Annotated in this window: 11 protein-coding genes; 1 reads left to right on the top strand and 10 read right to left on the bottom strand. The window is 73.9% G+C overall.

The window, feature by feature from the left end:
- Positions 1-8 precede the first annotated feature (8 nt).
- From ACFVYR_RS19950 to ACFVYR_RS19925, 6 genes are all read right to left on the bottom strand, one after another.
- Entirely contained in the window at positions 9-953 is a 945-nt protein-coding gene (locus tag ACFVYR_RS19950; RefSeq protein WP_384260085.1) for an ABC transporter ATP-binding protein, read from the bottom strand.
- Positions 946-3,684: a hypothetical protein gene (locus ACFVYR_RS19945; RefSeq protein WP_384260087.1), complete on the bottom strand. Its 2,739-nt coding sequence runs from the start codon at positions 3,682-3,684 to the stop codon at positions 946-948. Before ACFVYR_RS19945 ends, ACFVYR_RS19950 begins: the two co-directional genes overlap by 8 nt.
- 10 nt (positions 3,685-3,694) lie before the next feature.
- Positions 3,695-7,048, bottom strand: coding sequence for an FtsX-like permease family protein (locus ACFVYR_RS19940; protein ID WP_384260090.1), 3,354 nt, complete (start codon positions 7,046-7,048; stop codon positions 3,695-3,697).
- A 142-nt stretch (positions 7,049-7,190) separates the two neighbouring features.
- On the bottom strand, positions 7,191-7,970 hold the full coding sequence (locus tag ACFVYR_RS19935; protein ID WP_384260092.1) for a DUF3710 domain-containing protein: 780 nt from the start codon (positions 7,968-7,970) through the stop codon (positions 7,191-7,193).
- 1 nt (position 7,971) lies between these two features.
- The gene (dut, locus tag ACFVYR_RS19930) at positions 7,972-8,514 is read right to left on the bottom strand and encodes a dUTP diphosphatase (RefSeq protein ID WP_384260094.1); all 543 of its coding nucleotides are present in this window, start codon (positions 8,512-8,514) and stop codon (positions 7,972-7,974) included.
- Positions 8,511-9,095 (bottom strand): PaaI family thioesterase, encoded by a 585-nt coding sequence (locus tag ACFVYR_RS19925; RefSeq protein WP_384260097.1) that lies wholly within the window; start codon positions 9,093-9,095, stop codon positions 8,511-8,513. Before ACFVYR_RS19925 ends, dut begins: the two co-directional genes overlap by 4 nt.
- 58 nt (positions 9,096-9,153) lie before the next feature.
- Here ACFVYR_RS19925 and ACFVYR_RS19920 point away from each other — a divergent pair, with 58 nt between their 5' ends.
- Positions 9,154-9,606, top strand: a complete 453-nt coding sequence (locus tag ACFVYR_RS19920; protein ID WP_384260099.1) for a DUF3093 domain-containing protein — start codon at positions 9,154-9,156, stop codon at positions 9,604-9,606.
- Positions 9,607-9,748: 142 nt separating this feature from the next.
- On the opposite strand, the gene ACFVYR_RS19915 is transcribed toward ACFVYR_RS19920, so the two are convergent.
- From ACFVYR_RS19915 to ACFVYR_RS19900, 4 genes are all read right to left on the bottom strand, one after another.
- Positions 9,749-10,690, bottom strand: a complete 942-nt coding sequence (locus ACFVYR_RS19915; protein WP_384260101.1) for a hypothetical protein — start codon at positions 10,688-10,690, stop codon at positions 9,749-9,751.
- 13 nt (positions 10,691-10,703) lie between these two features.
- Positions 10,704-11,000 (bottom strand): DUF4193 domain-containing protein, encoded by a 297-nt coding sequence (locus ACFVYR_RS19910; protein ID WP_055544889.1) that lies wholly within the window; start codon positions 10,998-11,000, stop codon positions 10,704-10,706.
- Between the two features lie 394 nt (positions 11,001-11,394).
- The gene (locus ACFVYR_RS19905; protein ID WP_384260104.1) at positions 11,395-12,642 is read right to left on the bottom strand and encodes a sensor histidine kinase; all 1,248 of its coding nucleotides are present in this window, start codon (positions 12,640-12,642) and stop codon (positions 11,395-11,397) included.
- A 6-nt stretch (positions 12,643-12,648) separates the two neighbouring features.
- Positions 12,649-13,302, bottom strand: coding sequence for a response regulator transcription factor (locus ACFVYR_RS19900; RefSeq protein ID WP_055544891.1), 654 nt, complete (start codon positions 13,300-13,302; stop codon positions 12,649-12,651).
- Positions 13,303-13,510: the final 208 nt, after the last annotated feature.

The raw sequence follows: 13,510 nt of genomic DNA, 5'->3' as shown, positions 1-13,510 counted from the left end.
GCTCACTGTCACCGGTCGCTCCTTCGTACGCCCCTGGGTCCATCCGGCCACACCCCCACATGCCCCGGCTCCGCCGTGAGCCGCACCCGCCCCCGCAACCCGTACCGCTCGACGTACTCCCCCGGCACCTGCAACCGCCCCGCCCTGTCCAGAACCGTGAACTCCTCGCCTGCGCCGCCCCGTTCCCTGAGCGTCTCCGTCGACGTCCTGCCGTCACGGATGCGCACCGTGCGCCGGACCTGATCGGCGACCAAGGGGTCGTGGGTGACGACGAGGACGGTCGTGCCGAGCTCTTCGTTCGCGCGGCGCAGCGCCGCGAAGACATCCTCGCCACTGGCCGTGTCCAGCTCGCCGGTCGGCTCGTCGGCGAGCAGTACGCGCGGGGAGTTGGCGGTGGCGACCGCGACGGCCACCCGTTGCTGTTCGCCGCCGGAGAGCTCGGCGGGCCGCCGGTCGCGGCAGTGCGCGACGCCGAGCACGCCCAGCAGTCCGGCGGCCCTCTCCTGACGCGAACGGCGCGGCACGCGCGCGTACTTCATCGGCAGCGCCACGTTCTCCAGTGCGGTCAGGTAGGGCAGGAGATTGCGTCCGGTCTGCTGCCAGACGAAGCCGACGGTGTGCCTGCGGTAGCCGAGGCGTTCGCGGCGCCCCATGGCGAGCAGGTCGTGGCCCGCGACCTTCGCGCGGCCTGCGGTGGGCAGGTCGAGCCCGGAGAGGATCGACAGGAGCGTGGACTTGCCGGACCCCGATGCGCCGACCAGGGCCACGCACTCGCCGGCCGCGACGACCAGGTCGAGGCCCTGGAGCGCCTGCACCTCGACCTCCTCGGTGCGGTAGACCCGGACGAGGTTGTCGCAGACGACGAGGCCCTCGTCGGCCGCGGGACGCCCCGCGGCGCGGGCCCGCGCCTCCAGTGCGGCCAGCTCGGTCATCGCTCCCGCCCGTTCAGTCATCGGATCTCCCGAGTCGCAGGACGGCGCCGAGCCCCCGGCGCCGGCCGAGCCAGGTCTCCACGCCCACCGCCGTGGCGACCAGGACACAGAGTCCCGCGCCCAGCGCCGCCGTGAACAGCACGTCGACATGCCGGTCGGGCGCGGCGGGCCCGCCGGTGAACTCCCGCAGGTCAAGGGCGGGACCGAGCAGCCAGGGCAGGGTCAGGCCGAGCGTGACGCCGCCTGCGACGGCCGCGAGCACCAGGGGCAGGAGTTGCAGCAGTTGCAGCGCGGAGGCGGCGCGACCGCCGAGACCCAGGGTGCGCAGGAAGGCGGTCGTGCGCCCGCGCGCGGGCGCGGACAGGAGCAGGTCGAGGACGAGGGCAAGGAGCGCGAGGAGCACGGCGAGTGCGGTGCAGGCGGTGTGCGCCACGGTCACGGCGGCGACGAGCCGGTCGTCGTCGGCCGCCGCCTGCTCCTCGGCGCTGATGCGGAGCTCCCCGCCGGTCGTCCCGGGGGCGGCACGCGGTACGAGGGCACGCAGCGCCTCGGCGTCCACCCGCTCCCCGTACAGCAGGAGCGCGGACTCCTCGAACTCGGCGGCGGTGAAGGCGCGCAGGTCGCGGTTGTCGGTGAGGAGCAGGTGCTGCCGGGTTCCGGTCAGACCGCGCACGGGCCCGAGCGCGGCATCGCGCCGCACCTCCTCGGGCAGCGTGCCGACGATCCGCAGCCGCGTCTCCTTGCCGTGCCGGGTGAAGGTGAGCAGGTCCCCGGCGTGCCCCTCGGAGGCCAGCACCCGGATCTCCCGGCCGTCCCCGCTCGTCGTGAGGCCCGCATCGGCCAGGACGCGCGCGGCGGCCGAACCGTCCACCGCCGCCCGCAGCGTGGCGCCGTCCACCCCGACCAGGCTGGAGCTCCCGTACCGCCCCCCGTCCCTGCCGCTCACCGGGTCGACCCGCAGCTGCCGTACCGCCACCGCTTCCCGTACGCCACGCGCGCGTGCCAGGCGTGCCGCCATGCCGGGGTCGCGTCCGGCGTCCAGGAAGGAGGCGTCGGCGCCCACCTGCCAGGCCGCCGCGGCGCGCCGCCCGTCCGCCAGCGTCCCCGAGATGAGCCCTCCGAAGACGGCGCCGGCGAGCGTCACCACGAGGACGAGCAACGCGAGGCCGCGCGCGGGAGCCTCCTTGGCGGCCCGGGACAGCGCGACGAGCGCCACGGCGCCGCGCCCCCGGGCCGACCACCGCGCCACCACGCGCAGCGGCCGGGGATAGCACCGCACCAGCACGGCGACCGTCGCGAGTCCAAGGAGCACCGGCACCGCGGCGAGCAGCGGATCCGGCCCCGCCGCCCCTCGCGTGCCCCGCGCCCGCAGCGCCAGGACGCCGCCCGCGGCGAGCAGCAGCACCAGCGCCTCGGCCACCTGCCGACGCCCCGCGCCCCGCGGCTCCCGGTGGCCCAGCACGGCCCGGTCCCGCACCGCGGCCCAGGTGAGGAGCGGCAGCGGCAGCCAGCAGAGCAGGGCCACGGCCAGCCCTTGCCCGTACGCGGGTGAGCTCCCCGGCACCGCCGACGCCACCGCGCCGCCGAGACAACAACCGAGCACCGCGGCGGGCGCGTTCTCCGCCGCGCGCCCGAGTGCGAGCCCGGTGGCGGAGGCTCCGCGCGCCCTCAGCAGCCGGTCCGCGGCGAGCCGTCGGCGCACCACAAGGAGCGACGTCGCGACGACGGCGGCGAGCCCCACGCCGAGCAGCGTGGCCGGCGCGAACGACATCACGACGCGCGCCTGTCGCCACTGGCGCCCGAACTCCTCGAAGGTGTCGCTCAGTTCGGTGTCGGTCTCCAGTTCGCTCGCGGGGTGGGTACCGAGGACGCACCACTTGCCTCCGTACGTCGGGGTGTCGCAGAAGGCGTTCTTCGCGGCGGGTGGGTAACGGGCCATGAGCCGCCGGAACGCGCGCTCCCCCCGCTCCCCCACGAACCGCTCGGCGGCCGACTCCCCAAGACCAAGCCGCATGTTCCACTCGACGGTGAGTTCGGCGTCCGACTGGGTCTGCAGGATCTCGGCGCCGCGGGGGGCGACCAGCGCGCCGACGGCCGTTGCCGCGCCGGTCCGGCCGGGCAACGGCCGCACGAGGAGGGGCTGTTCGACCCATAGCCGCTCGCCCCCCGCGGTCCGGAAGACCCCGACGACCACCCCGACCGCGTCGGCGTTCTCCATGGCGCCACCGCGCAGCGCGATACGCCGGCCGACACCGAGCCCGAGCGTGTCGCGCGTCCGTGCGGAGACGGCGATCTCCACGCTCTCGCCGCGCGCGCGGGGTGGGCGGCCTGCGAGGTAGGCGCTGGGGGGCGGGGCGTCGGAGGCGTAGGTGAGGGAGAGGGACAGGGGGATGGGGTTCGCCCCACCAGCCGCCGCGTCCCCGCCCACCGTGGGCAGGCGGATACGCGTCGAGTCGTGTACGAGGTTCCCGCGGAGCGCGGCCGGGGCCGCGTTCTCGATGGCCGTCGCGTAGCGCGCGAGGTCCGCGCCGAGATCACTTCTCTCGCCGGGGCGCGGCTGCTCCGGGTCGATCCGGGCGCTGTGCACCACACCGGGCGCCGTCCGCTGCACCTGATCGAACCGCGCCGCCAGCGCGCCCCCGCCCAGCCGTTCGAGGAGGCCGGGAGCCGCACCGGCGGCGCCGACCAGGACGGCGACGAGCAGCCCGAGCCCGATCGTCAGGGGCGCACGCCGCCACCATCCGCGCTTCACGGCAGCCCCCTCACACGTCATCCCCCGCCCGCAGCACCCGCGCCGGATCGACCCGCCCCAGGAGCCGCGCCGCCACCGTCACCACCCCGCAGATCACCGCGGTGGCCGCCCCGGCCGTCACCCCCACCCGCACCCACGGCACCGCCGCCACCAGCCCCGGGAAGACCGGCTTCCCGACCGCGTCGACCGTCACCACCGGGATGATCAGCTCGGCGAGGGCCGCCCCCAGTACCGTGCCGAGCAGCGCCGCCACCCCGGCGAGCGCCAGCTGCTCCGTCCACAGGTACGCCGCCAGTTGCCCGCGCCGCATCCCGAGCGCCCGCAGCAGTCCGAACTCCCGCTCCCTCGCCCGTGCGGAGAGGGCCGTGTGCAGGGCGAACGCGATGACGGCGAAGGCGGGCGCGAGCACCAGACAGAGCACGAGGGCCCCACGCGCCCCGCGCCGCAGCGGATCGTCGGCCAATTCCTCCCGCACCGACGGGACGTCCACCGCGTGTCCGAGCCGCGGATCGGCGCGCACCGCCGCCACGGCCGCCGACGCGTCCGCCCCGCGGACCCCCACCCACCACGCGCTCTCCGCCTGGGGCAACGCCCCGCTCAGGACCCACTGGGCGGCCATCGCACGGGCGTCGGCGAGCAGCCGGGGCCGGTCGCGCGGCAGCCCGGGCAGCGCCGCGATCCGCCCGACGATCTCGACCCGCGCGCTCCCGCCTCCCCCACGCCGCACCCTCACCGTGTCCCCGACCCGCACCGCCCCGGAGTCGAGGAGCGCGTCGTCGGCGAGGGCGGGTGCGGCGGGGCGGCCCGTGGCGCGGTCCGTGCCGAGCCGTACGTTCCACGTGGGGTACCGCAACCGGCTGTCGGGCCCCCGCAGCACCGCGTCGATGAGCTTTCCGGCGGCGGGCCGGTCGGCGCACAGGACGGGCCCGGGTGCCTCCCCGGAAGGCGGGCGCCTCCCGTCGCGCCCCCGCTCCCGCGCCGCCCCCGGGCAGCCCGCCGCATGCCGGTCGGGCGGATCAGCCCGCAGATCACGCCACCGCGCGTGCCCCGCGAGCCCCGGCACCTGATCGATGGTCAGGCGGTAGGTGCGGCGCACCCGTTCCCCGGTCATGCTCAGGTCGATCTGCAGGATGCGTACGCCCTCGCCGCGCGCCGGCACCTTCAGCGGCACGCTCCGGGCGCCGCCCTCCTCGATCACCACGGAACTCGCATGGCTCAGCCCGTCGCCGTCCTCGAAGAAGACGGTGAGCCGGACGGGCACGACGGTCCCGCCCCCGTCGGCCGACAACCGCGCCCGCAGCGGCAGTTCCGTCGCCGGTCCCCGGCCGTCATCCCGCCCGGCCCCCGGCGCGGCCCCCCGCAGCGGAAGCCCGTGCTCGGGCACCCTCTCCCCCAGTGGCGCCACGAGGTCCCGCAGGGGCCGCTCCGCGAGGTCCCCGCGCAGCGAGGGCACCGGGCCCCGCACGGTGTCGACCGCGGTCACGGCCACCGCGTCCTGACCGGCGTACCCCTCCGAGGTGATCACGGGCGTGACGGGCCCGGCGCCCGGCAACGCCCCGTAGACGGCGCGCCGTTCACCGGGAGGCACCCCCTCGCCCGGTTCGATGCGCAGGTCGGCGCCGACCTGGAACGCGGCCTGGTCCCGGTCGCCGCGGTCCAGGACGGCCAGTGCCGTGCTGCTGAAAGCGGCGACGGCGAGCGCGAGGGTCACCACCAGGGCCGGTCCGGCGTGCCGGGCCGCGCGCCGGCCGAGCTGCCAGCCGCCGAGCGGCAGGACGAGCCCGCGTGCGCGCCGCGCGAGCGGGTCGACGACGCGGGCGAGCAGCGGCAGGAACCGCAGGACGAGCAGCGCGGCGGCCACGGTCATCGCGACGGGCGCGAGCACGAGAACCGGGTCCAGGCCGCTGTCGCCGGTCACCGGCGAGCGGTACTGCCGCAGTTGCAGCCAGCCGAGCACGGCGACCGCGGCGAGCGCCAGGTCCGCCCCGATCCGCTGGACCCCGGCGAACCGCGCGCCCCGCAGCCGCAGCCGGGCCACCGCCCGCCGGTCCCGTACGACCCGCACGGTCGGCACGAGTACCGCGAGGCCGTGCACGACGAGGGCGGCCAGGGCGGCCGCCCACCCCACGCCGGTCACCACCGACGCGGGCACCTCGCCCCCGATGAGCCCGGCTCCTTCGAGTACGTGGAGCAGGGGTCCCGCGAGGAAGGGCGCGGCGAGCCCCGCGGGCACGGCGACGCAGGCCCATTGCCCGGCCGTGGACAGGGCGATCCGCCGGGTGCCCGCGCCGCGCGCGGCCAGTAACGCCAGCTCGGGGCGGCGGTGTTCGGCGAGTTGCCGCGCGGTGAGCACGAGGGCGGCAACGGCGAGCGCGGCGAGGAGGGTCGCGGGGACGTAGAGCCCGGCGCGGGCGACGGCGATCGGGGTGGTGAGCCGGTCGAGTGCCCGGCGCAGCCCGCCCGACAAGGTCAACTCCCCGGCGCCACCGCGGTTTGCGCCCCGCCCGTCCGCCTCACTTCGCTCCCCCGGCCTGCCCTGCTCCCCGCGCAGCACCGACCGCGACGCATCGCTGCCCGCGAATCTCCTGGTCCGTTCCCGCAGCGCCCCGATGTCACCCAGCCGCGGGCCGCCCGTCTGCGGCACCCCGAGCCACAGCGCGGTGGCGTCCGCGGTCAGTGGCTCGCTGCGGGCGAAGGCGGCGCGAGGTATGACGGCGATCGAGTCGGGCGTCCCGAACGTACTGCTCAGCGAGGCCCACACCGCGGGCGCGCGCTTCCCGGCGGCGTACACCCCGACGATCCGCAGCGTCACCGGGCGTTCGTCCGCGCCCCGAACGGTGATCTCGTCGCCGGTCCGCACGGCGAGCTCGGCGGCGGCCGGCTCGGTCAGCGCGGCCTCGGCCGGTGCCGCCGCGCCCGGCCCCCCGTCGGCTCGCGGCCACCGCCCGGCCACCAGCCGGGCGTGCCGCGTGGCGCCCTCCAGGGCGACGACGGAGACGGTGGCGTCCTCGCGCGGGTGGCCCGCGGCCTCGGTGACGGCGAGTTCGTCGTTGCGGGCCGCGGGAGCGCGCAGCGCGGCCCAGGTGCGGTGGGGGACGCCACCGTACGTACGGTCGAGTGCGGCTCGTACGTCCCGGTCCAACTCCCGTGCGCCGTCGGGCCTGTGGGGTCCCGCGACCTCGACGACGGCGTCGCGGTCGGCGGCGAGCCGCCGCTGGATGCCGCCCTCGACGGCCTTCTCGGACAGTCCCGCAAGGGCCGCGAGCACGGTGGCGGCGAGCAGCACGGCGAGCCCGGCCGCTCCCAGCACGAGCCCGTGGTGCAGGCTCCCCCGCACCGCCGCGGGCAACCGTCGTCCCCTCACCGCACCGGTCTCCCCCCGAGTGACCGGCACAGTATGGGCGGACGCGAAAGCGGCCCGCAATGGATCCGGACGAACCGGAACCACCACGGGCCACAAGGCCGGTCGGGGGCCGCGGGGCGAACCCCGAGTGAAGTGCCGGCGGCTAGCGCACCTCGGTGATCTCGGGGCCGCGCTGGAGCTGCCCCATGCCGCCCGAGAAGCGCGAGCCCTCCTGCTGCTCCTGCTGGACGTTCTCCGCGACCATCTGGGCGTCGTCCGGCAGCTTCAGGACGATCGGGTCGCGCGGCGCCATCGGGCCCTCGCCGCGCACGACGACCGTGTCCCGGAAGATCTGCTCGAGGAGACCTGCGGCCTGCGGCTGCACGGCGCCCTGCCCGGAGATCACTCCGCGCAGGAACCAGCGCGGCCCGTCGACGCCGACGAAGCGCACGACCTGCACCCCGCCCGTGCCGTCCGGCAGCTGCACCGGCACCTGGGCGCGCAGCTCCCAGCCGAGGGGGCCCTCGACCTCGTCGATGACACCGCCCTGCTGGGTGATGCCCGAGGCGATCTCCTCGCGGACCTCGCCCCAGATGCCCTCCTTCTTGGGGGCGGCGAAGCCCTGCAGCTGGATGGCGCTGTCCTGGAGCACGACGGTGGCCGCGACGATCGCGTCGCCCGCGACCTCCACCCGCAGCTCCATGCCCTCGACGCCGGGCACGAAGAGCCCGCCGAGGTCCACGCGGCCCTCACCCGGCTCACGGACCTCGGAGAGGTCCCAGGGGCCGTCGGGACGGGGCTCGGGCTCGAGCCTCACGCGCGAGCGCGCGGCGCCGGCGCCAGCGGAGTCGGCGGACTCGTCGCTGTTCATACCGTCGACGACCTGCTCGTCCGCGCCCGCCGCGTCCTCGGCGGCACTGTCCTTCTTGCGACGTCCGAACACGTCACTGTCCTTCCCGGTCGGATACGACCGATGCGTATCGATTCCCACCCGTTTGTTCGCCCGGGCTCACGCCCGGACCGACGCCCACGGCGGCATGGCCGCCGGTGGACCCGAAGCCCCCCTCGGCCCGCGCCGATGCGGGAAGTTCCGCCACCTCCTGGAAGCGAACCTTCTCGACCTGCTGGACGACCAGTTGGGCAATCCGGTCGAAGCGCTCGAACCGCACGGAGTCGCGCGGATCGAGATTCACCACGATCACCTTGATCTCCCCACGGTACCCGGCATCCACCGTCCCCGGAGCATTCACCAGAGCGACACCGCAGCGGGCGGCGAGCCCCGAACGGGGGTGCACGAAGGCCGCGTACCCCTCGGGAAGCGCGATCGACACCCCGGTCGGCAGAACCGCCCGCTCGCCGGGCGCGAGTTCGCGGGCCTCCGTCGTCCGCAGATCGGCGCCGGCGTCGCCGGGCTGCGCGTACGCGGGCAGCGGTACGTCGGGGTCTACGCGCCTGATCAGTACGTTCAGCTCACTGGGGGACGTCACGGGTTCACCTCGAAAGCGCGGGCACGCCGCACCTGGTCCGGGTTGTTCATGGCCGCCTGGATCTCCTCCGGGCGGCCGTTGTCGATGAAGTGGTCGACCTTCACCTCGATGAAGAGGGCGTCGGCACGCACGGCCACCGGCCCCTCGGGGCCGCCGATCCGCCCGGTGGCGGTCGAGTAGATCTTCCGTCCCGCGACGGCGGTGACCTCGGCCTCCAGGAACAGCACGGTGCCCAGCGGCACGGGCCGCACGAAGTCCGTCTCAAGACGGCCGGTCACGGCGATCACGCGCAGCAGCCAGTTCAGCGAGCCCAGCGTCTCGTCGAGCGCGGTGGCGAGGACGCCGCCGTGGGCGAGGCCCGGGGCGCCCTGGTGCGCCTCGCGCACGGTGAACTCGGCGGTGATGGCCACGCCCTCGCCGGCCCGCGCCGCGAGGTGCAGTCCGTGCGCCTGTCCCTCGCCACAGCCGAAACAGTGCTCGTAGTGGGCGCCGATGAGCTCGCCGGGGGCGGGCGCGTCGGGGTGGCGGACGGGCGCTATCGCGTCGGCCGGGGGCGTCAGAGCTGCAGATGTACCACTCACAGGCGCAGACCTTACCTCCGCGTCAGCGCGGCGACCGCACCGTGCCAAGCTTGGTTCCATGCAGCCTTATGAAGAACGCCTGACCGCGCCCCGTTCGTGGTGGTTCGCCTCGGTCCTGGTGGGTGTGGCGATGGCCCTGATCATGCTGCCGTTCGGCACGCTGCCGCTCCTCGGCGGCCTGGTCGGCGGCACGGCTGTGGCGGCGGTCGTCACCAGCGCGTACGGCGCCGTGCGGATCCGGGTGGTGGCGGGCTCACTGGTCGCGGGCGAGGCGAAGATCCCGGTGTCCGCCCTCGGCGACGCGGAGATCCTGACCGGCGAGGAGACCCGCGCCTGGCGCACCTACAAGGCCGACCCGCGCGCCTACATGCTGCTGCGCGCCTACATCCCCACGGCCCTGCGCGTGAACATCACGGACCCCGACGACCCCACCCCGTACGTGTACGTCTCGACGAGGCACCCGGAGGAACTGGCGGCGGCGCTGGACGCGGTACGCCAGAGCGACCGGTAACCCGGCAAGGGGGTTGTAAGGGGTGCGGGGAACTCCGCAAGCGGTGCGGGGAACTCCGCAAGGGTCGCGGGGAACTGCGCGACCGGCCAGAGGCGGCCCGCGGACAGAATCGGACTCGGCCGCGGCGGCACGCCGGCCGGGCTCAGGACCCCAGCTCCCGGGGGCCTTCCCCCATCCGCAGAGGATCGCCCGGCTTCTCCAACGGCGGCAGCTCCGCCAGCGCGTCCCACGGCACCTGCGCCTTGCGCAGATCCTGCCGGATCCGTCCGGCCAGCTTCTTGGTGTCCCGGCGGTTCATGACCGCCCCGACCGCCGCGCCCACCATGAACGGCATGAGGTTCGGCAGGTTCCGGACCATCCGCTTCATGATCTGCTGGCGCAGCTCCCGCTTCATCTGGCCGCCCAGCGCGGTGTTGAAGGTCGCCGGCTTGGCGACGTCGATTCCGCGCTCCTCGGACCAGGAGTTCAGATAGGCCAGGCTGCGCTGCTTGAGGTTGCCCTCGGGCCGTCGGCCGTAGACCTCGTGCAGTTCGGCGATCAGCTTCAGCTCTATGGCGGCGACGCCGGTGATCTCCGCCGCGAGTTCGGCGGGCATCGCGGGCGGCACCGGCAGCATCGCGGCGGCCCCCACCCCCGCGCCCACGGTGGACGTGGCGTTGGCGGCGCCCGCGACGAGTTTGTCGGCGAGCTCTTCGGGGCCGAGGCCCGGGAACTGCTTGCGGAGGGTCGCGAGATCGCGGACCGGGATCCGCGGGGCGTTCTCGATCAGCCGGTCGGCGAGATGTCCGATACCGGCCCTGGCGCCGCGCCCGCCCTTGCGCACGCCTTCCTTCACGACGCCCGTGACGGCGGCAACGCGGCTGCCCCTGGACCCGGCCTCAGCGGCCTTGTGAGTGGTCCCTGGCGCCTTGCCGGCCGCCGCCTCCTCCAGCGCCGCCCCATGGGCGGTCGCCGGTTCGAGCGAGGCTGCTCCAGGATCGGAAGAGCCTCGCCCGTCATCACGCACACCGGCGTCCGGGACGCCGGTCTGGTCCGCTCCGCGCTTGCGGAAGCGGCGCTTCCAGGACGGGGTCGAGCCAGTCACGGCCGACCCCGCCTCAGTCGCAGTCGCGGCAGATCGGCTGGCCGTTCTTCTCGCGGGCCAGCTGACTGCGGTGGTGCACCAGGAAGCAGCTCATGCAGGTGAACTCGTCCTGCTGCTTCGGGAGCACGCGGACGGCGAGCTCCTCGTTGGAAAGGTCGGCGCCGGGCAGCTCAAGGCCCTCGGCGGCCTCGAACTCGTCGACGTCGACCGCTGAGGTCGACTTGTCGTTCCGCCGTGCCTTGAGTTCCTCGATGCTGTCCTCGTTGACGTCATCGTCGGTCTTACGTGGGGTGTCGTAGTCCGTTGCCATGTCGCTCTCCCCCTCTGGGTGTCTGCGGTGTCTCAAGCGCTCGTAACGCGTGAGAGGCCGGACTTGTGCCCGACCTGAAGCGGAGATTTTGCCTCACATCAAGGTCTGTTACTCAATCGACACCCAACCGCACCCCTCAAGGGGTGATCGGTTTGGATGGCGATCGGGACCGTACACGGTCCGAATTTCGCACTTCACAGGCGCCACCCCGTGTACTTCCCGTGATCAAGACCCCCGAAAACCCGGATTTTCCCGGCTTTCCGACGACTTTCACGATCACGGAGAGTAGATGACCGGCTATGTGCCGCTGTGATCGATCACACACGGAATTTCCCGGAAGAGGTCCTGAAAATTCCGCGTAAAGCGAACATCGTGGCGTGTCGGCGGCAGCATCTCAGAGAGGAAGGGTGACTCGCATCATGAGCCCACCCCCCTCGCGCGGCTCGGCGATGATACGGCCCCCGTGGGCCCGCGCCACCGACCGGGCGATCGACAGGCCGAGTCCGACCCCCTTGTCGCTGCCCGTCCGCTCGGTCCGCAGCCGCCGGAACGGCTCGAAGAGGTTGTCGATCTCGTACGCGGGCACCACCGGGCCCGTGTTCGACACCACCAGGACCGCCTGGCCGTGCTGTGCCTCCGTGGTGACCTCGACCCAGCCCTGGTCCGCGACGTTGTACCTGACGGCGTTCTGGACGAGGTTCAGGGCGATGCGCTCCAGGAGGACGCCGTTGCCCTGTACGACGGCCACACCGCGCTCACCGCGTATCTCCACGCCCTTGGCCTCGGCCTCGGTCCGCACCTGGTCGACGGCCCGGTCGGCGACCTCGGCGAGGTCGACCGGTTTGCGCTCCACGATCTGGTTGTCGCTGCGGGCGAGCAGCAGCAGGCCCTCCACGAGCTGCTCGCTGCGCTCGTTGGTGGCGAGCAGCGTCTTGCCCAGCTGATGGAGCTCGGGCGGCGCTCCGGGGTCGGAGAGGTGCACCTCCAGGAGCGTGCGGTTGATCGCCAGGGGCGTGCGCAGCTCGTGCGAGGCGTTGCCGACGAACCGCTGCTGGGCGGTGAAGGCCCGCTCCAGGCGGTCCAGCATCTCGTCGAAGGTGTCCGAAAGCTCCTTCAACTCGTCGTCGGGACCGTCCAGTTCGATGCGCCGGGACAGGTCCGTACCGGCCACCCTGCGGGCGGTGCGCGTGATGCGGCCGAGCGGCGAGAGCACCCGGCCCGCCATCGCGTACCCGAAGGCGAAGGCGATCACGGCGAGGCCGAGGAGCGCCAGCAGCGAGCGGCTGAGGAGATTGTCGAGGGCGTGCTGACGCACCTGGTTGACGCATTCGTTGAGCGCGGCGTTGAGCTGCGTCTCGGTGGTGTGCTCGGGCAGGCCCTGGAAGCTGGCGCAGGTCCCGCTGCTCACCCTGCTGTTGCCCGTCACCCTGAACGGCAGCTCGCTGCCGACGTTCAGTGCCTGCGCGGCGAGCAGGTAGATGATCGAGAGCAGCAGGATGCCCGCGATCAGGAACATGCCGCCGTAGAGCAGCGTGAGGCGTATACGGATCGTGGGGCGCAGCCACGGGAAGACCGGTTCGACCTTCCGCGGGTCCCACGTGGGCTTCGGAGGCGCGGCTGGTGGCGCCGGGCTCGCGGCCACCGGGGGTCAGATCCGGTAGCCGGAGCCCGGCACCGTCACGATGACGGCGGGCTCGCCGAGCTTGCGGCGCAGGGTCATGACGGTCACCCGGACGACGTTCGTGAACGGGTCCGTGTTCTCGTCCCAGGCCTTCTCCAGGAGCTGTTCCGCGGAGACCACGGCGCCCTCGCTGCGCAGCAGCACTTCGAGGACGGCGAACTCCTTGGGGGCCAGCTGGATCTCCTTGCCGTCGCGGAAGACCTCGCGGCGGTTGGGGTCGAGCTTGATGCCGGCGCGCTCGAGGACGGGCGGCAGCGGCACACTGGTGCGCCGCCCGAGGGCACGCACGCGTGCCGTGAGCTCGCTGAACGCGAAGGGCTTGGGGAGATAGTCGTCGGCGCCGATCTCCAGGCCCTCGACGCGGTCGCTGACGTCGCCCGACGCGGTGAGCATCAGGACGCGGGTCGGCATGCCGAGCTCGACGATCTTGCGGCAGACGTCGTCGCCGTGCACGAGCGGGAGGTCCCGGTCGAGCACCACGACGTCGTAGTCGTTGACACCGATGCGCTCCAGGGCCGCCGCTCCGTCGTACACGACGTCGACGGCCATGGCCTCCCGGCGCAGTCCGGTGGCCACCGCATCGGCGAGCAGCTGCTCGTCCTCGACGACGAGTACGCGCACGTCGCTGTCCTTCCTCTGTGCCCCTGCGGGCAGGTCTGTCTGGGGTAGGCCTCCATCCTGCCCCTTTCGGCCATAAACCGGCTGTAAGACGGCCTGTCATCGGGGTCGGGGACGGGGAATGCGGGATTTTCTCCGCCGGTTGAGGTTTCTGCGTAAGGGAGCGAGGGGAGGACGGCCTTACACCCGCGATCACGCTTTGTATGTGGCA

The sequence above is a fragment of the Streptomyces sp. NPDC058284 genome (genome assembly GCF_042881135.1).
Taxonomy (GTDB): Bacteria; Actinomycetota; Actinomycetes; order Streptomycetales; family Streptomycetaceae; genus Streptomyces.
Note: the sequence above shows the minus strand (reverse complement) of the source record. Positions and strands in the feature narration are given on the sequence as shown.

Coding starts and splice junctions, on each gene's coding strand:
- ACFVYR_RS19950 (WP_384260085.1), bottom strand. CDS start 953: ATGACTGAACGGGCGGGAGCGATGACCGAGCTGGCCGCACTGGAGGCG.
- ACFVYR_RS19920 (WP_384260099.1), top strand. CDS start 9,154: ATGCAGCCTTATGAAGAACGCCTGACCGCGCCCCGTTCGTGGTGGTTC.
- ACFVYR_RS19910 (WP_055544889.1), bottom strand. CDS start 11,000: ATGGCAACGGACTACGACACCCCACGTAAGACCGACGATGACGTCAAC.